General features: G+C 47.0%; 17 protein-coding genes. 3 read left to right on the forward strand and 14 right to left on the reverse strand.

Annotated features, from left to right (window positions below):
* Nucleotide 1: 1 nt before the first annotated feature.
* Nucleotides 2-688, forward strand: coding sequence for a beta-phosphoglucomutase (pgmB, locus tag FFM80_RS06670; protein ID WP_137640104.1), 687 nt, complete (start codon nucleotides 2-4; stop codon nucleotides 686-688).
* Between the two features lie 287 nt (nucleotides 689-975).
* On the opposite strand, the gene FFM80_RS06675 is transcribed toward pgmB, so the two are convergent.
* The 10 genes from FFM80_RS06675 to FFM80_RS06720 all read right to left on the reverse strand — a co-directional run bounded on the left by FFM80_RS06675 (nucleotide 976) and on the right by FFM80_RS06720 (nucleotide 15765).
* Entirely contained in the window at nucleotides 976-1743 is a 768-nt protein-coding gene (locus FFM80_RS06675; protein WP_137640105.1) for a Cof-type HAD-IIB family hydrolase, read from the reverse strand.
* Nucleotides 1744-2033: 290 nt separating this feature from the next.
* Complete coding sequence (locus FFM80_RS06680; protein WP_137640106.1) at nucleotides 2034-3848, reverse strand: glycoside hydrolase family 13 protein; 1815 nt, start codon at nucleotides 3846-3848, stop codon at nucleotides 2034-2036.
* Between the two features lie 12 nt (nucleotides 3849-3860).
* Nucleotides 3861-6266 carry a glycogen/starch/alpha-glucan phosphorylase gene (locus FFM80_RS06685; RefSeq protein WP_137640107.1) on the reverse strand — a complete coding sequence of 802 codons (2406 nt, stop codon included), beginning with the start codon at nucleotides 6264-6266 and terminating at the stop codon, nucleotides 3861-3863.
* A 19-nt stretch (nucleotides 6267-6285) separates the two neighbouring features.
* Nucleotides 6286-7725, reverse strand: coding sequence for a glycogen synthase GlgA (glgA, locus tag FFM80_RS06690; protein WP_137640108.1), 1440 nt, complete (start codon nucleotides 7723-7725; stop codon nucleotides 6286-6288).
* Nucleotides 7718-8890 (reverse strand): glucose-1-phosphate adenylyltransferase subunit GlgD, encoded by a 1173-nt coding sequence (glgD, locus tag FFM80_RS06695; RefSeq protein ID WP_137640109.1) that lies wholly within the window; start codon nucleotides 8888-8890, stop codon nucleotides 7718-7720. The genes glgA and glgD overlap by 8 nt, the downstream gene beginning before the upstream one ends.
* Nucleotides 8887-10026: a glucose-1-phosphate adenylyltransferase gene (locus tag FFM80_RS06700; RefSeq protein WP_137640110.1), complete on the reverse strand. Its 1140-nt coding sequence runs from the start codon at nucleotides 10024-10026 to the stop codon at nucleotides 8887-8889. Before FFM80_RS06700 ends, glgD begins: the two co-directional genes overlap by 4 nt.
* Complete coding sequence (gene glgB, locus FFM80_RS06705) at nucleotides 10019-12004, reverse strand: 1,4-alpha-glucan branching protein GlgB (protein ID WP_137640111.1); 1986 nt, start codon at nucleotides 12002-12004, stop codon at nucleotides 10019-10021. The genes FFM80_RS06700 and glgB overlap by 8 nt, the downstream gene beginning before the upstream one ends.
* A 289-nt stretch (nucleotides 12005-12293) precedes the next feature.
* Nucleotides 12294-13544 carry a glutamate-5-semialdehyde dehydrogenase gene (locus FFM80_RS06710; protein WP_137640112.1) on the reverse strand — a complete coding sequence of 417 codons (1251 nt, stop codon included), beginning with the start codon at nucleotides 13542-13544 and terminating at the stop codon, nucleotides 12294-12296.
* 23 nt (nucleotides 13545-13567) lie between these two features.
* Nucleotides 13568-14365 carry a glutamate 5-kinase gene (proB, locus tag FFM80_RS06715; RefSeq protein WP_137640113.1) on the reverse strand — a complete coding sequence of 266 codons (798 nt, stop codon included), beginning with the start codon at nucleotides 14363-14365 and terminating at the stop codon, nucleotides 13568-13570.
* Nucleotides 14366-14559: 194 nt separating this feature from the next.
* Nucleotides 14560-15765 (reverse strand): MDR family MFS transporter, encoded by a 1206-nt coding sequence (locus FFM80_RS06720; protein WP_137640114.1) that lies wholly within the window; start codon nucleotides 15763-15765, stop codon nucleotides 14560-14562.
* A gap of 255 nt (nucleotides 15766-16020) precedes the next feature.
* Here FFM80_RS06720 and FFM80_RS06725 point away from each other — a divergent pair, with 255 nt between their 5' ends.
* Both FFM80_RS06725 and FFM80_RS06730 read left to right on the forward strand, forming a co-directional pair.
* Nucleotides 16021-16626 carry a sunset domain-containing protein gene (locus FFM80_RS06725; protein ID WP_137640115.1) on the forward strand — a complete coding sequence of 202 codons (606 nt, stop codon included), beginning with the start codon at nucleotides 16021-16023 and terminating at the stop codon, nucleotides 16624-16626.
* Nucleotides 16627-16818: 192 nt separating this feature from the next.
* The gene (locus FFM80_RS06730; RefSeq protein ID WP_137640142.1) at nucleotides 16819-17787 is read left to right on the forward strand and encodes a DNA/RNA non-specific endonuclease; all 969 of its coding nucleotides are present in this window, start codon (nucleotides 16819-16821) and stop codon (nucleotides 17785-17787) included.
* A gap of 91 nt (nucleotides 17788-17878) precedes the next feature.
* On the opposite strand, the gene FFM80_RS06735 is transcribed toward FFM80_RS06730, so the two are convergent.
* From FFM80_RS06735 to FFM80_RS06750, 4 genes are all read right to left on the reverse strand, one after another.
* Entirely contained in the window at nucleotides 17879-20149 is a 2271-nt protein-coding gene (locus FFM80_RS06735; RefSeq protein WP_137640116.1) for an ATP-binding cassette domain-containing protein, read from the reverse strand.
* A 475-nt stretch (nucleotides 20150-20624) separates the two neighbouring features.
* On the reverse strand, nucleotides 20625-22064 hold the full coding sequence (dnaB, locus tag FFM80_RS06740; protein WP_137640117.1) for a replicative DNA helicase: 1440 nt from the start codon (nucleotides 22062-22064) through the stop codon (nucleotides 20625-20627).
* Between the two features lie 15 nt (nucleotides 22065-22079).
* Complete coding sequence (gene rplI, locus FFM80_RS06745; protein WP_137640118.1) at nucleotides 22080-22532, reverse strand: 50S ribosomal protein L9; 453 nt, start codon at nucleotides 22530-22532, stop codon at nucleotides 22080-22082.
* Nucleotides 22533-22545: 13 nt separating this feature from the next.
* Complete coding sequence (locus FFM80_RS06750) at nucleotides 22546-24558, reverse strand: DHH family phosphoesterase (protein ID WP_137640119.1); 2013 nt, start codon at nucleotides 24556-24558, stop codon at nucleotides 22546-22548.
* Between the last annotated feature and the right edge of the window lie 138 nt (nucleotides 24559-24696).

Here is a 24696-nt window from a genome sequence, read left to right on the forward strand (position 1 = left end):
TATGGCACAATTTAACGATATTAAAGGATTTGTATTTGATTTAGACGGGGTCATCACGGATACCTCAACGTTCCACAGTCAAGCTTGGCATCAGGTTGCCGATAAAGTCGGCGTCAAGTGGGATGATGATCTAGCTGACGCCTTAAAGGGCATCAGTCGCATGGATTCATTAAACCTAATCTTAGCGCGTGACCATAAAGAAAACGACTTTTCAGCTGACGAAAAGAACGCATTGGCCGCTGAAAAAAACGACAATTATTTGAAGCTCGTTAGCCAAATGAGTCCGGCCAACATCTTGCCCGGCATTCAAGCACTGCTCAATGATCTAAAGGCCCAAGGTTACCTATTATCATTGGCATCAGCTTCCAAGAACTCGCCATTAGTGTTGAAACATCTCGGTTTAGGCGATTTCTTCACCAAGTCGGTTGATCCCGCTAGCTTGAAACACGGCAAGCCCGATCCTGAAATCTTCCGCCGCGGTGCCGAAATCTTAAACTTAGACCCCGCCCAATGTATCGGGGTTGAAGATGCCGCAGCCGGCGTTCAATCCATCAACGGCGCTGGTGAAACGTCAATTGGCATTGGTGATCCGAAAGTATTAGCTGCTGCCGATATTAACTTCACCGACACGGCCCAGTTGACCTTAGCAAATATCAAGCAAGCGATGAACGCCGCTACTTTAGCTTAAATTTACGGCTCTTCACTTGAATCTAAAATAAGCATCGGCAAAACTTGGTTTTGAAGTACAAGTTTTGCCGATGCTTATTTAATTTGGATTAACCCTATCAGATAAATACTAATTACAAGCAGTTTCACTTTCAAACCGCAAAATTAACGCCGAGTGGGCTAGCATTGGCTCAGTAGTGGCGTTTATCTTAGTCGTGATTTTGCGGTTTAGATCAAGCCCGGCTGGTGAGATCACGCTTCGGCTCATGGGTCACCACGTTCCAGACCAACTGGAGCAGTACTTTTAAGCTAGATCAATCCAAAATGCTGTAACCCATGCTGAATGCCATCATGCATATTGTCATCGGTCACATAGGCTGCCAGTTTCTTCACGATGGGATTCCCATTGCCCATGGCGATTGGCGTCTGCACCATTTTGAACATCTCAATATCGTTTAATTGATCCCCAAACGCGTAAGTTGGCACCTGCGTCAGCCCCGCCTTCACTAAAATATCTCGAATCCCAGTTGCTTTAGTCACACCCCAGGCCATCGTATCTAGCGCCCGCGGATTATTCCGGACAAACGTCAATTGGCCGCGATAACGTTGCTGATACTGTTCAGCATCTCGCGGATCAAACGTTAACATAAAGTTGATATGATGATTACGATAATAGTTCGGCGCCACCACCGCCGTTTGCTTTAAGCTGGCAAAATTATCGACAGTCAAGGCGTCCGCATGGCTCAACGCAAAACCGGCGTTATTATAGTAAGCCAACGCTTGACCGCGTCGATTGGCAAAGTGCGTGACATCGTGCAACAGCCCTTTATCAAGTTCATGTGCCGATAAGAATTGCCCCTGATACTGCACGTAACTCCCATTAGCGCTCACAATCGAATCAATTCCCGTCTGCTTTAATAACGGCATCACTTCGAAGACATTCCGTCCCGTTGCGACAACCGGTAAGATCTGGTTTACTCTAAGTTGCTGAATGGCTTGAATACTACTGGCAGCGACCGTTTTATCATCTTGCATTAACGTGCCGTCTAAATCAAAAAACACCACTGCTTGATACACCGAATTACCCCCTAGATTTTTCATCGTCCTTAGCTTGGCAATGACCAAGCTAGCTGTCCTAATTATACCGCGGGTCACCGTGGACTATGAAAATAAGGCTTACAAGCGTTTTCATAAATGCAAGCCATAGAAAAAAGCCGTGACCAATCAAGGAAAGCCACGACCTCTTCTACGTCTCTTAAGGATCGACGGGGATACTTCTTAATGACATAATCGCGGGGTGCTGATTAAGAAGTACAACTATAATATACGGGTTCACCCCGTCACCAACTATCTTATTTCTGTAAAGTTCATGTAAAGTTTTCAATAAGTTGGACTTGTGTCCCCGCTAGCTCTTGACCAACCAATCGTTGTTGAATCGCCGTTGCCAATGTGGTTGGCATTCCAGCCAGATGCAGATCAGCCGCTTTGAGCACTTGTCCCATCGTCGTCACATTAATCACGACCAAGACTTGTTGCTCTGCCTGCCAGAAGACATAACCAATCCCATAATCACCCAAATAAAACGGGACAAATGCCGCCGCGTTCAGCCATGGATGATTCTGTCGCCAGACAGCCCAGCGTTGCACCACTTGCTGTTGCGTCTGATCAACACCGGCCCACGGAAAGTAGGCCCGATTATCCGGGTCCTTGCCGCCCGTCATCTTCGCTTCATCGCCGTAATACAAGCACGGGACACCCGGCAAGGTCATCAGCATCGCGACCGCGAGTTGTAACCGTTGGCGGTCGTTTTGCAACATCGTCAAGATTCGCGGCGTATCATGGCTACCAATATTGTTGAAATTATAATTAAACGTTGAGGCGGGATAATTCTCCTTTAATGTCATCAGCTCCCGCCACCAATCCACTGGGGCCAGCGTCCCGTTTAACACGTGGATAATCAGCCGGCGTAGCGGGTAATTCATGACTGCTTGCAGACCGCCACCTTCTAGATAATGCCGCCGTTCACCATAAGCCAGCTTATGTGACGCATCTTCCCAGACCTCGCCAATCAAGACTTTATCTGGGTAGTGATCAAGGGCGCGGCGAATCCCGGCAATAAAGTCATCCGGCAATTCATCGGCGACATCTAAGCGCCAGCCATCCACTCCACGTGCTGTCCAATAATCAATCACCGAACCGGGTTTCGCGAAAATAAAATCACGATAGTCTTGATTCTCCTTATCAACAGTCGGTAAGTCGCTAATCCCCCACCAACTGTCATATTCTGTCGGGTAGTTGATGAAGGTGAACCAATTGTAATAACGACTCGTCCGGGACTGCGCGGCACCGACCGTATCGTAATGCCCACTGCGATTAAAGTACCGGGAGTCAACACCAACGTGATTGAAGACCCCGTCTAAGATCAGCCGCATACCCGCGCGATGCAAGGCTGCGACTAGATGATCAAAGTCAGTCAGGTCACCCAAGACCGGATCAATCTTAAAGTAATCCCCCGTATCATAGCGATGATTACTCGTCGCCTGAAAGATCGGCGTCAAATAAATAATCGTGACCCCTAGCTTTTTCAGATAGGGAATCTTCGCTTCAATTCCTTTTAAATTACCGCCAAAGAAATCCCAGCGCATAATTTCTTGATGCGGGCCGCGAATATACAACGGCCGATCACTCAACCGACCATATAGAAAACTGTTGGGTTTAGGCGCATTCACATGGCCGTCCGGGTTGCCGTTATAGAATCGATCGGCAAAGATCTGATAAGCCACGCCTTCGCGATACCACCGTGGTAGATGTTCGACACTGGCTAAGATAGTCAGCTGATACATTTGGACTTGATTACGCTGGGCATATTGCACGCCTGGTCCACCGGCGCCACCATCGACACAGCCATAGTAGATAGTATCCGTTGCCGTTTGCACTTGAAAATAGTAGAAATACAGCCCCGTTTGCGTCGGTGTAAAGGTCGTCGTGTAGCGCTCAGTTTGCGCCGTCATTGGTAGCGCTTGTTCCGCGTCCCACTGCCCATCGTGCACCATACAGAGCTTAACTGCTTGTACGGCGGCACTCGTCTGGACGCGTAAGGTAAACGTCACTGGCGTCTTAACCAGCACGGCACCAAACGGGGTCTTACATTGCGATTGAAAAGAATCGTAATCCAGTTGCATGCCTAAGCCCCCTTAAGCTTTAAGCGGCGTGTGCGGCATTTGCCAGATATCATCCGCATACCGTGCGACCGCTAAATCCGCTGAAAAGACGCCCGCGGCAGCAATATTTGCTAACGCTTTTTGTTGCCACTGCCGCTGATCTTGAAAATCATGACTGATCTGTCGTTGTTGCTGGATATAACTTTCATAATCAGCCAAGACAAAGAATTCATCATTGTACCGTAATAATGAGTCATAGATTTCGCGGCCTTCCGTTGAGACACCGGGAATCGTTCCATCGATCAAGGTGTCTAAGACCCGTTTTAATTCTGGATCAGCTTGATAAAAGTCGGCGGCATGATAGTCACCACGTTCGTAGTAGCCGTACACGGCTTTCGCGCTCAGGCCAAACGGATATTCATTGGCCTCACCGGCGGCCTGAATAATGTCGATATTAGCCCCATCACGCGTTGCTAACGATAACGCGCCATTAGCCATTAATTTCATATTACTCGTACCGGACGCTTCCTTAGAGGCCGTTGAAATCTGCTCGCTAACATCCGCAGCTGGAATGATCAATTCACCCAGTGAAACGCCATAATTAGGAATAAACGCGACTTTTAAGCGATCACCAATATCTGGGTCATGGTTGACCAAGTCAGCCAAAGCATTGATCAGCTTAATAATCGACTTGGCATAGTGATAACTAGGCGCAGCTTTAGCCCCAAAGATGTGTACTCGCGGCGGTTCGACTTGTGCTGGATGTTCCTTAATCGCCAGATACTCGCGAATAATCTCAAAGACATGCAAGAGTTGCCGTTTGTAAGCATGCAGGCGCTTAATCTGCACATCAAAGATGGCATCGGTCCGCAATGTTAGCCCCAGCTCGCTCTGAATATACTTGGCCAATGCTTGCTTATTCTTGGTCTTCACAGCCGTTAACTGCTTCAAAAAGGCCGGTTCCGTCGCATAAGCCCCCAACAGCTTCAACTGACTCGGCTCGTGACGCCATTCAGTACCCAACTTTTGATCAATTAACGCCGCTAATGGCTCGTTAGCAATCTGCACCCAACGCCGCGTCGCAATCCCGTTCGTCTTATTATTGAAGCGTTCTGGATACACGGCATACAAATCGCGTAAAACATCGGTCTTCAATAGTTCTGTATGCAATGGCGCGACTCCGTTGACACTATGGCTACCGATCACCGCCAAGTACGCCATCCGTACTTGACCATTACCTAATGGCGCGGTGCGGTTAACCAACGCTTCGCCAAAGATCGGGGTCTTATCCGCCCGATAATGCCGATCGATTTCGACCACGATTTGATATAGCCGCGGCAGTAACCCTTTAAACATGTCAATTGGCCAAGTCTCCAAGGCTTCTTGCATGATCGTATGATTGGTATAACTCATCACTTCGCGCGTCAATTCCCAGGCAACATCCCAACTACAATGGTGGTCATCCATCAATAAACGCATCAGCTCCGGAATAACTAGGGTCGGATGCGTATCATTAATATGAATGGCAATCTTTTGCCCCAGTTCGCGGACACCGTGATGCCGTAAGCTATAATGCCGCAAGATACTCTGGACGCCGGCTGACGAGAAGAAATATTCTTGCCGCAGTCGTAGCGCTTGACCAGCCGAATTTGAATCATCGGGATACAAGACTTTGGTAATCTCATCAATACGGTCACGCTGGGCTTGTGAATAGTACGTCTGATCTGCACTAGGCGGTAATTCCGCCGACCACAGCCGTAATGTATTGGTCACGCCATTATGATCGCCGACCATGCCGGTATCATACGGCACAGCTAGCACATCATCGGTATGCTCATACGTTGGCTTCAAACTGCCATCCGCTTGCGGGGTCATCCAGACATTCCCGCCAAACCGTACTAGACACGCTTTATTTTCCCGGCGAATCTCCCAAACATCGCCATTACGTAGCCAGTCATCCGGTAATTCAACTTGGTAGCCGTTCATGAAGACTTGCTTGAACAAGCCGTAGCGATACCGAATGCCGTTCCCATTACCCGCTAAGCCTAGACTGGCCATCGAATCCATATAGCAAGCCGCCAAACGACCCAAACCGCCGTTGCCTAGCCCCGGGTCAGGTTCGGCCGCGCTGATGTTTTCCAAATCTAGACCCAGTTCTTGCAACCCCTGGCGCACTGGCTGCATTAAACCTAAGTTCAGTAAGTTGGATTTTAACAACCGCCCGGGCAAGAATTCAATCGAAAAGTAATAGACTTGCTTCACATCATCTTGGCGATATCGTTCCGACGTGCGCGTCCAATTAGGGCCATCGTAGCGCCGCAACAAATGCCCCAAGGCGACGAATTGGCCAAACGCGGAGGTATCTGATAAGTCCGTCGCATACAGCGTCTTGATTTCCGCTAAAAAATCAGTTTTAAATTGTGCCGTCGTTAATTTCAATATGGTTCCCCCTTAATTCCTAACTCATGATGTCTTGATACAGTTGCAAATAAGTCCCCGCTGAAGTTGTCCAACCAAAGTCTTGACGCATGGCTTGTTGTTGTAACTGCCGCCATGCTTTCGGGGTGTCATGGTAGACCTGACAGACTTGCGTCATCATTTTTCGCAAGACCGCCGGCTGGAAGTCATCAAAGCCAAAGCCAGTCCCCGCCCCCGTGAAGCGATTATACGGGGTGACCGTATCCTTGAGACCACCGACTAAATGAACTAACGGCAAGCTGCCATATCGCATCGCCATCATTTGCGACAAACCGCAGGGCTCAAAGGCGGATGGCATCACAAAGCAATCACTACCGGCATAGATCAACTGTGCCAGGTTCACATCAAACTTAATCTGAGCGGCTACTTGCTTGGGATAGGCGGCCTGATACGTTTTAAAGGCTTGTTCCAACGCTGGTTCACCCGTCCCTAAAACAATCAATTGGGCCTTTTGTGTCATTAAAAAGTCATTCAAGCTATCCAGCAGGACGTCCATCCCTTTTTGCTTGGTCAACCGTGAAACGACCGCAAAGACGGGGACATCCGCCACTGGTAACCCGACCTGCTTTTGTAAAGCCGCTTTATCCGTTGCCCGTCCTGCTAGCGCCTTAACACTGAAGTTCGCTGGCAAGGCAGGATCGGTTTCCGGATCATAGAGCGTCGTATCGATGCCATTTAAGATGCCCTGCAACTTGCCTTGATTTGCTCGTAAGACGCCATCTAACCGTTCGCCAAAAGCTACAGTCTGAATCTCTTGAGCATAGCTGGGTGAGACCGTGGTGACCGCATTGGCAAAGTTAATGCCGCCCTTTAAAAAGTTCACCTGGTCATAAAAAGCAATCCCGTCATCCGTAAACGTCTGCGTCCCAATTCGAAATAAACTATCGAGCACGATGGGGTTATAGATCCCTTGGAACTGTAAATTATGAATCGTCAGGACGGTCTTAATCGCCCGATAAGCTTCAATCCAATAATATTTTTCAGCCAGCAGCACTGGAATAAACGCCGTATGCCAATCATTTAGATGTAAGACATCGGGAATAAATGCCACCCGCTCCATCATTTCGCAGATTGCCATCTGGAAGAAGGCAAACCGTTCGCCATCATCCCAATAGCCATAAAGCCCCTCACGACCGAAATAGTCCTGATTATCGATTAGGTAATACTGTAACCCGGCTAACGTGAGCGTCTTAATCCCGCAATACTGCGCATGATCGCCAACTTGGACCCAAAAATGAGTGACGTCCGCGACTTGGTCACGATACTGTTCAGGAAAGAGCTGTTCATAATAGGGTAGTACGATCCGCACCGTTGCCCCAGCAGCAGTTAACGCCTTTGGTAAGGCAAGACTCACATCGCCTAACCCGCCTGTCTTATAGAACGGGGCGGCTTCTGCAGCAGCAAACAAGACCTTAGTCACTGGAGACCACCTCCGCTTGCTGAAAGATATGCTGGCCTTTACTGATGACTAGCGGTTGCTCTGGTCGGCCCTTTAAGACCAGATTGGGCCCAATGACCACGTTTTTATCAATGACCACATTCTCAATCTTCGTCCCAGCCCCAATCCGTGTGCCTTGCATGATCACCGCATCCTTGATCTGGCTGCCACGATTGATCAAAACGTTACGGAAGATGACTGAATGGTCAACTTGGCCTTCAATGTAGCCGCCGGTTCCGCAGAGACTCGCCCGGAACTGTGATCCCTGTGCGAAAAAGGTGGGAATCTCATTCTTAACTTTGGTATAAATCCGCCGTGAACTGTAAAATAACGCCCGGAAGTTGTCCTCGTTTAAGATCGCCATATTTGCCATATAATAACTGGCTAAGTCATGAATATTGGCATAAAAGCCCGTGTATTCAAAAGCATTGGCATTATGCTGAATGACCGCTTGCTTCATCAATTCTTCTAAACTAATCAAATCCCCGCGCCGATTAGCTTCTTGTAAGCTGTCAATTAAGTCAACGGTACTCATCAAGTAAATATCCATATTTTTGGCAGCTTTTTTCGTTGTGGCTTTCAGCTTGGCTTTACCCGCGGGCACGACCGCGGTGGCCATCCCTTTATCTGTCAGTTGTAAAATCGTATTGGCTGGCGTCAAAGTCTGCGGATCGACACTCTTATAGACCGTCGTTACTGGGTTATCACGCTCCTCGTGATACCGAATTAACGCCTTTAGATCGATATTCCCGACATTTCGAGTGCTCATCACTACGGAATATTCACTGTGACTACGCTTTAAAAAGAGGATTGTGTTGTCATAGTAATGATGAATCAGGGTCGCTTTCTTCTCTGGTGAGACTAACTTCAAATCATTATAAGGATACGTAAAAAGGCCCCCACGAATCGTATCCAAATTCCAATCACGGCCACTCCGCAAATGGTCCGCCACTGACCGCCCGGAACGTGGCGTGGTGACCATCACATTTTGAATCCCGGCATTGATCACACTGGACAATGGAAAGTCTAGCAGCCGGTACCGGCCGCCAAATGGCAACGTCCCAACTGGGCGACTAGTGGTCAACGGCTCTAACGCTTCCCACGGTTCGACTAAATTAATAATTGCACTAACACTGCCTCGTTTCATGGCTGTTGCACCCCCACTACTTCGTTATAGCCAACAACGGCAATTTCCGTTGGCGTCCCTTGCACGATCGCATCGTCGCCAATTACCGCTTCTTCACCAATTAACGCATGATCCACAACCACATTTTTACCGATCGTAGCACCGGGCATGACCATACTATCCACGACCCGGCTACCCATGCCGACGGACACCCGTTGTGACAAGATCGAATGGTCAACTTCACCGGCCACATAACAACTGTCGACGATCATCGAATTATTGACCTGACTTGTATCCGTCAAAAACATCGGCGGCAAGACTTGCGCCTTGGAGTAAATCCGCCAATTACGATCACCGATGTTCAAGCGATTGTGCGGTGACAAGAATTCCATATTGGCCTGCCAGAGACTCTGAATCGTCCCAACATCGCGCCAGTAACCCTTAAATGCGTAGGCGTAGACAGATTCGTTATGGGCCAAATAGGACGGAATGACATTCTTCCCGAAGTCTTCTAATGACTTGTCCGTGGCATAGCTCTTCACCAGATAATCCCGTAACGTTGGCCAGTTAAAGATATAGATCCCCATTGATGCCTTATCACTCTTAGGGTGTTCCGGCTTTTCTTCAAACTCAATAATCCGATCAGTCTCGTCAGTATTCATCATGCCAAAACGCCGCGCCTCTTGCTTCGTAACCGGGATAACGCCCACAGTCAGCGATGCCTTCTTGGCTTTGTGATAGGCCAGCATCGCATCATAGTCCATCTTATAGATGTGATCCCCGGATAAGACTAACAAGTACTTTGGATTCTGCTGATCAATATATTCAATATTTTGATAAATCGCGTGGGCCGTTCCTTCAAAGAACTTTTCACCCTCCGTTGAAGAATAGGGCTGTAAGACCGTAACACCACCATTCAAGTCATCTAAGCCCCAGCTAGCACCGTTACCGATGTGCGCATTGAGCTCCAACGGTTGATACTGCGTAATGACCCCCACCGTATTCACGCCGGAATTCGCGCAATTACTAAGTGTAAAATCAATGATCCGATAGCGTCCGCCAAATGGCACCGCCGGCTTAGCTGTATCTTTTGTCAGCTTACCTAGACGCGTGCCTTGACCCCCAGCTAAAATAATCCCGAGCATTTCATTATTCATGTCTCCGACTCCCCTTTTTAACGTTGCGCGGCCGAATCAATAACGCGCCCATCGCCGGTAAAGTTACCTCAAAACTGGCCGGCTGACCATGATACGGCGTTTCAGTCGCAGTAAACGTGGTTTCTAATTGTGTCCAAGTCCCACCAAATGCTTTGGCTTCTGTATTTAATAACAACTCATAGATCCCGGGATACGGCACCCCAATCCGATAACGCCGCCGCTCAACGGGTACAAAGTTAAAGGCCGCGATGACAAAGCTGAACTTGCGTTTTGCCTGGCGAATAAATGCCATCGTTGAACTTTCCGGATCATCCGTGTAGGTGTAGACCATCCCAGCTTGATCGTGATCTAATTCCCATAACGGGCGGTTATCGCGATAAACGCGATTGAGGGCCGCTGTAAACTGTTGCATCTGTTGATTCAAAGGATCAGCTAAATCAACCCACTCTAATTGACTCCAATCCCGCCATTCTAAGAATTGACCCCATTCCGCGCCCATAAAGTTCAATTGTTTGCCCGGAAAGGCGGCCAGATAGACCAACATCGTCCGCAAATTCGCGAATTGATTATAGCGGTCTCCCGGCATCTTATGCATCAACGACTTCTTACCATGCACAACTTCATCGTGCGAAAATGGCAAAATAAACTGTTCATCATACATGTAGACGAAGCCAAACGTTAGCAAGTTAAAGTGATCGTGCCGAAATAACGGATCCATCATAAAGAAATCCAATGTATCGTGCATCCAGCCCATATTCCACTTGTAGTTAAATCCCAAGCCGCCGTGATCCACGCGCCCAGTTACTTGCGGATAGGCGGAGGATTCTTCCGCAATCATCAAGACGTCCGGGTGCTGCCGAAAGACTGTCGTATTTAACTCCTGCAAAAAGGCAATTCCTTCCAGATTCCGGTTATCGCCATACTGATTCGTCTGCCCTTCACGTCCCGCGTCATAGTCGAGATACAGCATGTTGGAGACGGCATCGACCCGTAAGCCATCCAGATGGCAATCCGTCAGCCAAAAAAGCGCACTGGAAATCAAAAAGCTTTGGACCTGAGTCTTGCCAAGGTCGAAGTTCCAGGCCCCCCAGCGATGATTATCAGCCCGCTGCGGGTCCGCATATTCAAAGGTTGCTGTGCCGTCGTAATGATACAGCGCATCATAATTGCGAATAAAATGCCCCGGCACCCAATCAACTAACACACCGAGGTTGGCTTGATGACACTGATCAACAAAAGCTAAAAAGTCATCCCGTGAGCCGAACCGACTGGTTGGCGCGAAGTAGCCCAACTGCTGATAGCCCCAAGACGCATCGAGCAGGTGTTCCATCACCGGCATCAGTTCAATATGCGTATAACCCAGCTTTTTAACATAGGGAATCAGCTCCGCGGCCAATTCTTGATACGTATAGTAGCGGTCTCCTTCCTGGCGACGCCATGAACCCAGATGCACTTCATAGATGTTGATAGGGCGGTGCGCTGGTTGCATCTTTTTACGCCGCGCCATCCAGAGGCTATCATGCCAATCATGCGCAATTGGTGCCGTAATAATGGCTGCATCCCCAGGTTTCTTCTCAAATTGTTGGGCAAATGGGTCAATCTTCAGTTGCGTTGCCCCATCAGCTCCGGTGACCTGAAACTTATATAAATCACCCACTTGAACGGCTTTCAGCCGGCCCGTCCAAATCCCGGTAGTCGCATTTAAGTGCAGCTGTTCTGGCTGCCAGTCGTTAAAACTACCAACAACCGCAACTGCTTGGGCTTGTGGTGCCCATACCCGAAAAATAGTGTCAATTGCTGTCCAATGACTGCCTAAATAATCCTGACTACGAAATCCCTTACCAGTGTTAAATAAATAAGCTAATGTGTCCGTTACTGCTTGTGACGTTGTCAAAAGATCGACACCCCCAATATTGTGATGACTTGAACAAAAGTTTACCTTAGCTTCATTATACGAACGTTTATTGCGCTTGCCCATCCTTGGTTAATTGACCGATAAAATTAAACTTATCACTAGTAAAAGCCTAGCTACTCCCATTTAGCCCGATTAATTGGAAAAGTCCTGGAAACTGTTCAACCATCACTATCCACAGAAACCGCGTCAGGCCGTCTTTTTGGTTGTGTTCACCCAATCCTTAAGTTTTTCTTAAGAAGCTAGTTTAACCAGTGAACGTTAAGTCACTCAATTACCAAACCAATAAAAAAAAGCTAATTCCTTGATTACTATCACTAGCAATCAAGGAATTAGCTTAAACCTACAGTTAACGTTAGTCCCGGATCTGGCCGTTACCATCGATAACATACTTGTAAGACGTTAATTCATTTAAACCCATCGGTCCGCGGGCATGTAATTTTTGAGTTGAAATGCCGATTTCAGCACCGAAGCCGAATTCAAACCCATCCGTAAACCGGGTGGAAGCATTGATATAAACACAAGCCGCATTAACCCGTTGCTGGAATAATTTACCAGCTTGGTAATTATCAGTAACAATCGCTTCGGAGTGTTGTGTATTATACCGATTGATATGCGTAATCGCGGCCGCCTCTGAATCAACAACCTTAATGGCAATAATCAAATCATTATATTCGGTTCCCCAGTCAGCCGGAGTTGCTGGGACAACATCCGGAACAATCGCTTGGGTCGCTTCATCACCACGCACTTCTACCCCTTGGTCACGCAGGGCTTGCACGATCGTTGGTAAGAACTTAGCTGCGACGGCTTGATGAATCAACACTTTTTCGGTTGCATTGCAGACAGATGGTCGTTGGACTTTGCCGTTGACAATAATCCGCGTCGCCATTGGGAGCTGGGCAGCTTGGTCAACATACACGTGGCAATTTCCCGCTCCCGTTTCGATCACCGGCACGGTCGCTTGGGATAGTACGGCTTGAATTAAGCGAGCACTCCCGCGCGGAATCAAGACATCGACATAATCAGTAAGTTGCATGAATTTCGCAGCGGTGGCATGTGAGGTATCTTGAATGAGCTGAATCGCGTGCGCATCCACGTCCGCCGCCGTTAAAGCCGCTTGCAGTACCTGCACCAAAGCTTGATTAGAATGTAACGCTTCCTTACCACCACGTAAGATGACGGCGTTTCCTGCCTTAAAACAAAGCGCTGACGCATCGACCGTCACATTTGGCCGGGCTTCAAAAATCATCCCAATAACGCCGAGCGGTACCCGTTCTTTCGCAATCATTAATCCCGCGGCATTTCGCCAGGCATGATCGACATTGCCGATTGGATCAGGCAACGCTGCGACCTGCTGCAAACCGGTCGCCATCGCTTGAATCCGATCACTTGTTAAGGTCAGCCGATCCACAAACTTGGCGGGCACTTGTGGATTTTCTAAATCTTGCGCATTTGCGGCCAAGATATCATCCTGATGGGCTAATAATGCAGCTGCCATCGCCATTAATACTTCATTTTTCTGAGTGCTCGTTAACAAGCCGAGTGCGTAGCTGGCCTGTTGTGCATTTTCACCTAATTGTTGTAGTGTCTCATTCGTTGATTCCATATTGCCTATCCTCCTTCAATCGACTACCCAAATAAGGTACCGACTGGTTCACCCGCTAGAATCTGGAAAATAACGGCCGGATCAGCACCGTTAGCCAAGATCATCTGACCATCAGCCTTCAGCATCCGTTCAGCGGCCTTTAACTTCGTGACCATCCCACCCGTACCAAAGCGGCTGCCACTACCACCAGCAAGTGCATAGGTCTGGGCATCGACCGTCGCAATGTGCGGTAATAACTTAGCTTTCGCATCGGTATGCGGATTACCATCATAAAAGCCATCAATATCTGACAGCATAATCAATAAATCCGCATCAATATTCGTAGCAACAATCGCCGACAATTGGTCATTATCACCAAACTTGGTTTCATGATCCAATTCATCGACCGCTACCGTATCATTTTCGTTAACAATCGGCACCACATCTTGTGCTAGCAACGCTTCAAACGTATTTAAGACGTTTTGATGACTCTTCGGATAAACGAAGATATCACGCGTTAATAACAACTGCCCAATCTTTTGTTCATAGATTGCAAACCGTTCCTTATAGATTGAGAGCAACTCGGCCTGACCAATCGCGGCAATCGCTTGCTGATCGGGAATGGCTTTGGGGCGTTGCTTTAGTCCCATATAGTTTAGGCCGACCCCAATCGCCCCCGACGAAACCAGCACGACTTCGCGATGATGATGCCGCATGGAACTAATCACGAAAGCCAACTGATCGATGGCGCGGAGATTGATTGCCCCATCGGGATAGACTAACGTACTAGTACCGACCTTAATCACAACCCGTTTTGCTCGTAATTTGCGCATCTCTTCCACTATTGCACCAACTTTTAAATTTTTTTGTTTCACGTGAAACATTTTGAATTATTACCTGCCACTCTGGTTGGTCCAGAATTGGCTGGAACGTGATGGTCACTGAGCCAATTTTGGCCTGCCCGACGTTAATTAACCGGGATCTGTAACCCAAGTGTTTGTTTATTTTCATCCCATAATTTTAGTCAAAACAATTATTATTTATGTTTAATTTCAGTTTTCATATAATTTGTCGCTGCCGGCCGATTAACGTGCACGACACCCACATTAACCGCCAAGACCACTAGCAAGATACCAAAAGCTAACAAGAACAAGCTACGATATGACCAATTATCAATGATCAAGCCGCCAAAAAGCGGTCCCAAAGAACGGCCAAACGCACAAAAAGCTTGAACTAAGCCTTGGTATCGCCCCTTCGCGCTGACCGGTGACAACTGACTAACTAAGGTCGGCATCGCCGGTGACCAAGTTGCCTCACCAATCGTCAACAAGACCATCGCAAAGATAAAATGCGGATAGTCATGCGCAATGACTAGCGATAGAAAGGACAAGCCGACAAACAACATGCCGAAAAAGAATTGGTGATACAGACTCTTGATTCGATCACCCAGCAAACTTAAGATACTCTGGATTACCACTAACAGCCCCGCATTAACCGTCCATAAGAAGCTATAATTGCGTAATGGCATGCCTAGATTAGTCATGTAGACGGATAAATTGCTGACCCACTGTTCGTATAACAACCAAATGATAAACAGACTCACAAAGAAGGTCCAGACCATCCGCGCATTAGCAGTCGGTAGCTGGACATCCCGAGCCTGACGAGGGTCAACACCAGTCACATCCGCCGTATCCACATTATACTCTAACAAAGCGATGACTAAGAAGATGAGATACAGTCCGGTCGTCATTGAGAATAACGGCGCCATGCCCATCGCGTACACCAGCCCCACAAACATCGTCCCAAAGACCACCCCTAAGTTGGCTGCCAGGTACATCAATGTAAATGTTCGCCGCACTTTTTGTCGTGGCACACTGGCGGCCAGGGCATTGAACATCGTATTCAACCACCCACTGGCAAATCCAGTCACCACTAATAAGATTGGATACCACGGCCAGCTATGCCAAAAGATCAGCAAAAAGTTCGCCATCCCATTGATTAAAATTCCCATTAATAACAAGTAATACGGGTTACTGCGGTCAAAGATCCGACCACCCACCGTACTAGCACAAACATTGGCAATCGAATTCAACATCAACACGACCCCGGTCTCGGTCAATGATTTACCTAAAACATTATGCATGTAGATCGTCGTTAATGGCCAGATAAAGCTCATACCAATATTATTCATGAATTGACCGGTAATTAACCATGGAATCCCAATCGTTTGTTTTTTCGTCATCGCACCACCGCCCTTGAAAAAATACTGCTAATTTTATCATAACAAAATTTATCTTAAAAAGCTTAATCAATTTATAATGTAACCAATCACGATTGCGGCAGCTAGGCGATCACTTCACCATTAACACTTATTGACAGTATCATTGTAGACTAATCTTAATCACAGTGATTATTTAGAAAAAAATCCCCAAAACGCTTTACCTATCACTTTCCGACCCTGTATAATTTACTTATTACTTACTTGGAGGGGACCCAAATGTCTTTGAAAAAAACCGTTGGATTAGCAATCATCAGCCTAACCTTATTGAGCGGTTGTAGTACGACCACGACTCGCGCACCTAAAACGATTATCAAGCATCAGACCAGTATCGTTGATCATCGCACAACTGCTGATCAAGATGCCTGGTCTGCAGCCCGGGCAGTTAGCCGGGCTAATGCCGCTTCAGCGAAGAAGTTGTCCCAGCAAAACGCGGTGCTAGCAAAAGCGTCCACTGAAGCTAATTCACAATCAAGTGATTTGGCTGATCAACGTGAATCTGTTAAAGCCGCTTCACAGGCTGCCGCAGATTCTGCATCCGAAACAGTTGCCTCACAAGCTAAGCAAGCTAGTAAAAATGCTAAAGCTGCGTCGGAATCAACTGCTAAAACGCAAACTAGCTCAGCCAACCAAACTACCGAACACGCAAATCGTTTTTCAGGTAATACCGATACCGCTCAACAAGGCGTCATTATTGGCAATAAACGGTCTAAAATCTATCACGTTTATAGTCAGCATAATTATCGAATGGCTGGCAAAAATGTTGAAACGTTTAATACCGAAGCCGAAGCGCAAGCATCCGGTTATCGAAAATCACTACGCTAATTTATTCGGAGGACTCTAATCATGCACATTTTTGTTGGTTTAATCATCTTAATTGCGACCCTCTACTGGGGTTGGACTTTGAAAAAACGTAAACACTATCAAGGCAAACAATGGCGCCATCACGCTTGGCCCGCAATTTTTCCTTTATTAATTAGTTTGGGCTTACTTGGCACAACGCTTTGTGGTTGGCTAATGCTGGGACTGCTGATTTATTGGAGCTGGCACCTCATCGCTCGACAGCATTACCGCGGTAAACAATTAGTTAAACGGGGATGGCCGATCCTATTGCTAGTTTGGGTCAGCCTAGGTCTGATTGGCAGCGTAACAACAACTGAAGTCCCTCAAACTAAGGTTAAAATTGAAACTGTCAAAAAGACACATAACATTACGGTAAAAAATGATACTGAATTACAAAAACTGCAAACCGCTAACAGTAGTTCAGCCAGTAGTTTAAAAGCTCAGGCAACGAGTTTAGCGAAACAGAAAGCACAGATTGATAAACGCAAAGATAAAAATAAGGCTGATGGCGCCACTAAAACTACGGCTGCTACTACCATTAAAACTGGCACTAATCCTAGTCCTGCCAGTCTAGCCGCCCAATCTTACACTGGTCAACAGACAATAACCGTCAATGACAATCAGCCTGCTTTCTCAGCAGCTGACTTAACAACGCGTCAAGGTGCATGGCAGCGTTATAGTAACCTTGACCAGCTCAATCGTGTCACCGCCGCGAATGCGCTACTAAATCAATCACTCATGCCCAAATCTCAGCGGGCACCCTTGACCGTCACACCAACTGGCTGGCGAAACAAGAGAATCGCTAGCGGTTGGCTATATAATCGTAGCCATTTAATCGGTTACCAGCTCACTGGTCAAAATAACAATCCGAAAAACTTAATGACCGGGACACGTTCCCTAAACGCACCTGAGATGGTTACCTATGAAGATCAAGTTGCCGATTACCTAAAAGCTGACACCAGTCACTACGTTCGCTACCAAGTAACACCTATCTTCAAGGGAAATGAATTGTTAGCTCGTGGTGTCCAGATGCGCGGCCAATCAATTGGCAGTGAGGCAGTTAGTTTCAATATTTATATTTTCAACGTTCAAACTGGCATGACTCTGAACTACAATGACGGGACTAGCCGTACCACTAAGTAACCCAGCAATTATCATCACATCATTAAAAAGGCTGCTAGTCACAGAATACAATCTGTAACTAGCAGCCTTTTAATGGCGATTACCGCCTTTTTCACTTGGCAGCAATCCACGTCTTTAATGCCACGCCGGTACGTGATTTAGCCACGTTGATCGACTCCCGCGGCGTGCCACTATACTGAATCTGACCGCCGTAGCGACCGGCATCAGGGCCAACATCAATCAGCCAGTCCGCCTGACCAATGACATCCAAATTATGTTCAATGATAATTAGCGAATTACCAGCCGTCACTAACGCGTTAAATAACGTCAACAAACGGGCAGTATCTTGCATATGCAAGCCAGCAGTCGGTTCATCTAATAAATAGATTGTGCCCTTTTTACCAAGTTCAACCGCTAATTTAAGCCGTTGTAACTCACCGCCAGACAACGTGGTTAAAGGTTGCGCTAAGGTTAAATACCCTAAACCCACGCGATCTAAATTCCCCAATTGTGCCGCTAATTTAGGCGTGGCTTGAAAGAAGTTCACCGCAGCACTCACTGATAGCTGTAGGACTTCGGCGATGTTTTTCCCTTGGTACGTGTATTGCAACGCTTCGTCACTATATCGTTTTCCATGACACAGCTCACAAATTTGAACGACCGGATCCATAAAGGCCATATTCGTAATCGTGACTCCCTTGCCTTTACAGCGCGGACAAGCGCCTTTGCCATTATAGCTAAACAAACTAGTTCCAACCCGCTCATTCGCTAAACTAAACAACTTGCGAATCTCATCTAACAAACCCAAATAAGTCGCAGGCGTCGACCGACTGTTGAGGCCGACCGGTGCTTGTGCTAAGTCGATATAGGGGCCTTTTAACTGGTTCTTCAAGGCTGTTACTAACGACGACTTCCCTGAGCCAGCCACCCCAGAGATAACCGTCATCACGCCTAGTGGCACATCAACATCAACCTGTTTTAAATTATTTTGGGTAACTTGCCGCAACGCTAATTGTCCCGTCGGCTGCCGCTCGGTTCCCCAATGATGGGCCTGCCGTAGCCATTTACCGGTTAACGAATCTGAGGCCAGTAACTCGGGATACGTGCCTGTAAACGTCACGTTACCGCCACCCTGACCAGCTTGTGGTCCCATCTCAACTACATAGTCCGCAAAGTTAATCATCGCCGGATTATGCTCAACAATCAAAATCGTATTGCCTTTATCCATTAACCGCGTCAACGCTCGTTTGACTAGCTGGATATCATGTGGATGCAAACCCACACTCGGTTCATCCAAAATATATACCATATCGACCAAAGCACTGGTAAGATACTTGGCAATCTTGATCCGCTGCGCTTCCCCACCAGACAATGAGCTCGTACCTCGATCTAGTGTCAAGTAGCCCAATCCAATGTCAACCAATGACTGAATCTTAGTCCGCAGTTCACGGACGACATCCGTAGCTAACGGGGCAGTAATTTGTTGTAAAAAGCTGAGTACGTGTCGTAAATCCATGGCCGTCACCTCAGCAATGTTTTGTCCATTGATTTGATTGGTTAAGACGACCGGTTTTAGCCGCGTTCCTTGACAAGCGGGGCACGGTTTCCGTGTCACGATTTTGGCAATCGCCTCTCGATGATGTTCCGCTTCTTTTTTACCGATCACCGAGCGCCGAATCCGGGGAACAACGCCTTCATATAAGGCCGTCCTTGGAAAACCCTCACCCGGATGTTTGAGTTTTTGCTGCGGCGCATGCATCAACAACTCGTACTCAGCGTCAGAATAGTCTTTAATGGGCTTATCATTGTCGAATAAGCCGCTCGTTGCATAGCGCCGCCAACGCCAAGTATCCGGGCCAAAGCTAACAAACGTGATGGCGCCTTGATTCAACGATTTATTTGGATCAATTAATTGCTGTTCATCAATATCATCAACATAGCCTAACCCCTGACAAGTTGGACACATGCCTTGTGGTAAATTGAATGAGAAGCTATCAGAATAGCCAATAAACGGCTGACCAATCCGTGAAAATAGCAAGCGCATCAACGAGTAGATCCCCGTATAAGTCGCTAGCGTTGAGCGGGCATTCTTGCCCAACCGTTGCTGCTCAATCACAATTGCTACTGGTAAATGCTCAATCTCACTGACATGTGGCTGGCCGTACTTTGGTAGATACTGTTGCGTAAAGCTCGGAAACGTTTCATTCAGTTCCCGTCGCGATGCCGCTGCAATCGTATCGAAAACTAACGACGATTTACCAGAACCAGACAGGCCGACGAACACCGTTGTTTCATACTTCGGCACGCGTAACGACACATGCTGCAGATTATTTTGCGTCGCATCGTCAATCTCAATAAAACCACGTTTAAAAACTGGTTGCATTCAATTTACCCCTCTCACTTAACCGTTCGGAACACCTACTCATCCACCATACCACACTCTAAAATTTTTTCGGTCATTAAAAACTGGTCACCGGAGACAATCGATCTGAAAACAAAAAAGCCCAGCTAACTGGCTAGTTGGGCTTTACATATTAACTTACGCTTAGTGTTAGTTGGATTAAAATGTCACTCTGGTTGGCCCAGAATCGGCTGGAGCGTGGTGGCCGCGTTTGGAAGCCAAGGGGCGGCCTTCCAAGCCGGGCTTTATCTAAGTCGGAAAATCACCGACCAAGATAAACGACACCACTGAGCCAATTCTGGTCCGCCCGCCGTTAACTAACGGGACTTAAAAAATTAACAATTGATTATTTTAAGTTCAGTTATTTAGCCGAGAGGTTGGCTTCAAAATAGCCCATGGTATTCCAGCATTTTAGAATCCAACCGGCAGGCGGCAATTTCAACCAGCACCAAGCGCATTAACTTGGATTTTGCGGGTCTTGCGCATAGGATACGGATGAGAATTTATTGAACGGTTTCACGAACAATAACTTCACGGTTCCCCGCGCCCCAGCCCGGTTCTTTTCAATAATCACTTCGACTTCACCGACATCTTCAGAGGCATCTTGGTCACGGGGGTCGCCGCCATTAAAGTCACCGCCACCGTTACCACCAAAATTACCGCCGCCACTATCGTCGTCGCCATCTTCATCCCGGTAATAATCTTCCCGGTATAAGAACGCAACGATATCGGCATCTTGTTCAATTGATCCGGATTCACGGATATCAGATAAGACTGGTCGTTTATCTTGTCGTTGTTCAACCCCACGTGATAACTGGGATAGCGCAATAACCGGAATGCCTAATTCCTTGGCTAACTTTTTCATTTGCCGCGAAATTTCCGACACTTCTTGTTGCCGACTTTCGGTATTACCACCTTCGATCAGCTGCAAATAATCGACCACAATCAAACCGAGATTACCTTGTTCTTTTGACAATCGCCGGCTCTTAGCCCGAATCTCAGACATCTTAATTCCGGGGGTATCATCGATGAAGATACTGGCTTTGGACAAACTCCCCATTGCCACAACTAAGTGTTCCCACTCTTCTTCATCAAGTTGCCCAGTCCGCAAATGGCCGGCATCGATACTGCCTTCCGCACACAACATCCGATTTACTAACGATTCAGCACCCATTTCAAGACTAAAAATGGCAACCGTCGTATCCGTCTTAGTCGCGACATTTTGCGCAATATTTAACGCAAACGCCGTCTTCCCAACGGCTGGACGAGCTGCGAGGATAATCAAGTTATCCGGCTGCAATCCGGCTGTCATCTTATCAAGTTCGGTAAACCCAGTCGGCAACCCGGTAATATCATCATCATTTTGATACAACCGATCAATTTCTTCAATTGACGAATTTAAGACATCCGAAATCGACTTAAACCCACTTTGGTTCCGCTGCTCCGACACATTCATAATGTCCCGTTCAGCATCATCTAGTAAGGTCGTGACATCATCATTCTCTGTATAAGCCTTTGTCGTAATTTCGGTCGTCGTCTTAATCAAACGCCGGACCGTCGCTTTTTGAGCTACGATTTTAGCATAATACCCGGCATTGGCCGCCGTTGGAACGGAACCGGCCAATTCAGCGATATAACTCATACCGCCGACATCATCTAATTGATTTTGCGCCGTTAATAGATCACTAACCGTCACCGCATCAATCGCTTCATCACGGTCATTTAACGTGACCATACTGGCAAAAATAAGTTGGTGCGCACGCCGATAAAAATCTTGTGCTTCCACGAATTCCATCGCTTCAACCAGTGCGTCACCATTTAAGAAAATTGCCCCTAAAACGGCTTTTTCAGCCTCGATATTTTGGGGTGGTGTTTGATCCAGCACCTCATTGTTCATTCGCGGTCCGTCCTTTTACTTTTCGACAACGTGCACACGAATCTTCGCCGTTACTTCTGGATGAAGCTTAACGGGCACGTTTGTGTAACCTAACACCCGAATTGGGTCTGGTAATTCAATCTTACGTTTATCTAATTTAACTTGGTATTGATCAGCCAGAGCCGTCGCAATCTGCTTGCTAGGAATCGAGCCAAATAACCGGCCATCCGTCCCGGCTTTAGCTTTTAATTCAACGACAGTTTCGTCAGCTTCCAAAGCTGTTTTCGTCGTTTTGGCATTGGCTAATTCCTCAGCTTCACGGGCCGCTTCTGATTTTTGTTCCGCCTTTAAGGTGTTAACAGCGGCTTTCGTGGCAGCTTTTGCCAACCCTTTCTTGATTAAAAAGTTTTGGGCATACCCATCTGGTACATTTTTAATTTGACCACGTTGACCTTTACCACGTACATCGCTCAAAAAAATAACTTTCATAATTGACTCACTCCTAATTAGATTCTGGATTTTCATCATCAGTTGCCGTTAATAAGTCCGTTAACGCTTGTTTAACCTCATCGACCGATTGGCCTTCAATCTGGGTCGCCGCATTCGATAAATGGCCACCCCCGCCCAAGCGTTCCATATACACTTGGACGTTGATCTCACCTAATGACCGCGCCGAAATGCCGACACGACCATCCTCACGCCGAGTAATGACAAACGACGCGTCAACCCCCGACATGGATAATAGGGAATCCGCAGCCTGCGCCGCCGTGACCGGATCATAGACCTGATCATTCTCCCCGACGCACAGTGCCATGTCTTGATTAACAAATTCAACGGATTCAATTAGATGATTACGTTGTAAATAACTATCGACATTTTCCTTCATGAACTGTTGGACCAACAAGCTATCCGCACCCGCTGATCGTAAGTAACTCGCCGCATCAAACGTCCGTGATCCTGACCGCAATGAGAAGGACTTCGTATCGATCACAATCCCGGTCAGCATAGCGGTCGCTTCGATCTTATTGATTGGTTCCGCATCATGTGATTGATACTCAAACATTTCCGTAATCAGCTCACAAGTTGATGACGCGTATGGTTCAATATAAACCAAAACGGGATTTTCGGGAAATTCTTCGCCCCGACGATGATGATCGATAATCATCACGTGGTTTTCCAACCGTTGATAAAGGGCTTGTGACATGGAAATACTTGGCTTAGAATGATCCGCCATGACCAATAAGCTTTGATCGGTAGCTTTCTCTAAGGCCTCAGCCGGTGAAATAATCGATGATTCAATGTCATCATCGTGCTTCAATTGATCCAATAAACGTTGAATATCCGAATGCAGATTCTGTTCATCTAAGACAATCCAACATTGTTTCCCATTCATTTCCGCAATCCGACGAATCCCTAAGCAAGCGCCGACCGCATCCATATCTGGTTGATGATGGCCTTGGACAAAGACTTGATCTGATTGATTCATTAATTCAATCAACGTTTGACTAATCATCCGCGCCCGAACCCGGGTCCGCTTTTCCATTGGATTGGTCTTGCCACCATAGAAACGCGCCGGTTCATCCTCAGCTTTGACGACGACTTGATCCCCGCCACGGCCTAACGCCAAATCCATATTGCTCTGCGCTAAGTCGGCTAAGTTATTCATGTTACGCTCACCATAAGCAATCCCAATACTCAATGTTAAGGGGAAGTTTTGCTTCGAAGTCGATTCACGAATGCGATCGAGAATGCGGAACTTGTTTTCTTCCACCCGGCGCAAACTGCTGGCATAACCTAAAACAAAGAAATGATCATCATCTAACCGTTTTAAGTACATCCCAAACGTTTGCGTCCATTGTGACAGTTCATTCGTTACATAATTATTTAAATTAGAAATATCTGTATCCGCCATCGATTGGGTAATTTCATCATAGTTATCCAAAAAGACTTGGCCAATGACTAACTTTTCATCTTCAAACTGATCAGCCAGCTCGGCATACTTAGTCACATCCATCAGATAGACCGTATTGGTACTCTGCTGCACGCGCAGATCAAACTGGTAATCTTGCCAACGAATCGTCGCCGGCTGGTCCTGATGTGCTTTAATGGCCGCTGCTAGCTCTTGGTCAATATCGGCTAACTTATAGCCCAGCACATCTTGGTTACCAAAATAACGCTGCAAGTACGGATTAACCCATTCGATTGTCTGGTCCGCATTAAAGAGCATGACGCCAATCGGCATTTGAATTAACGCCTCTTGTTCACCCCGCTTAATACGGTATGACAAATCTGATATATATTCCGTGGCACTTGAACTTAATTCAATCAGGGTATTGTAGGACATCACCCCGCCCATGATGATTAAGACCAGCACAATTGTCCCAAAAATCCAGTTCATTAAAAACCCAGTCACTAGGGTAATCAGTGACAGGCCTAAAATCACTAGCGACAATAGCCGTAATGGTTGATTTTGTAAGAAAAATGGAATGTTTTCGCGCGAAAAAAGTTTTTTCATTTGAAATTCCCTCGAGAGTTCTCAGTAATAGTTATATTTTATCACAAACCATGTCAGCATTCAGTCTCGGTCACATGAAACCAAGTTGACAGACTTGACCTAACACGCTGTTAGTTGGCTTTTTAATTGTAAATCAGC

The organism is Lactiplantibacillus dongliensis (assembly GCF_005405105.1).
In the GTDB taxonomy this organism is placed as follows: domain Bacteria; phylum Bacillota; class Bacilli; order Lactobacillales; family Lactobacillaceae; genus Lactiplantibacillus; species Lactiplantibacillus dongliensis.

Excerpts from the sequence above, each read along its gene's own strand:
- pgmB (WP_137640104.1), top strand. The coding sequence starts at position 2 with ATGGCACAATTTAACGATATTAAAGGATTTGTATTTGATTTAGACGGG.
- FFM80_RS06680 (WP_137640106.1), bottom strand. The coding sequence starts at position 3,848 with ATGCAACTGGATTACGATTCTTTTCAATCGCAATGTAAGACCCCGTTT.
- glgD (WP_137640109.1), bottom strand. The coding sequence starts at position 8,890 with ATGAAACGAGGCAGTGTTAGTGCAATTATTAATTTAGTCGAACCGTGG.
- FFM80_RS06700 (WP_137640110.1), bottom strand. The coding sequence starts at position 10,026 with ATGAATAATGAAATGCTCGGGATTATTTTAGCTGGGGGTCAAGGCACG.
- glgB (WP_137640111.1), bottom strand. The coding sequence starts at position 12,004 with ATGGGCAAGCGCAATAAACGTTCGTATAATGAAGCTAAGGTAAACTTT.
- FFM80_RS06710 (WP_137640112.1), bottom strand. The coding sequence starts at position 13,544 with ATGGAATCAACGAATGAGACACTACAACAATTAGGTGAAAATGCACAA.
- FFM80_RS06720 (WP_137640114.1), bottom strand. The coding sequence starts at position 15,765 with ATGACGAAAAAACAAACGATTGGGATTCCATGGTTAATTACCGGTCAA.
- FFM80_RS06725 (WP_137640115.1), top strand. The coding sequence starts at position 16,021 with ATGTCTTTGAAAAAAACCGTTGGATTAGCAATCATCAGCCTAACCTTA.
- FFM80_RS06730 (WP_137640142.1), top strand. The coding sequence starts at position 16,819 with ATGCTGGGACTGCTGATTTATTGGAGCTGGCACCTCATCGCTCGACAG.
- FFM80_RS06735 (WP_137640116.1), bottom strand. The coding sequence starts at position 20,149 with ATGCAACCAGTTTTTAAACGTGGTTTTATTGAGATTGACGATGCGACG.
- dnaB (WP_137640117.1), bottom strand. The coding sequence starts at position 22,064 with ATGAACAATGAGGTGCTGGATCAAACACCACCCCAAAATATCGAGGCT.
- rplI (WP_137640118.1), bottom strand. The coding sequence starts at position 22,532 with ATGAAAGTTATTTTTTTGAGCGATGTACGTGGTAAAGGTCAACGTGGT.
- FFM80_RS06750 (WP_137640119.1), bottom strand. The coding sequence starts at position 24,558 with ATGAAAAAACTTTTTTCGCGCGAAAACATTCCATTTTTCTTACAAAAT.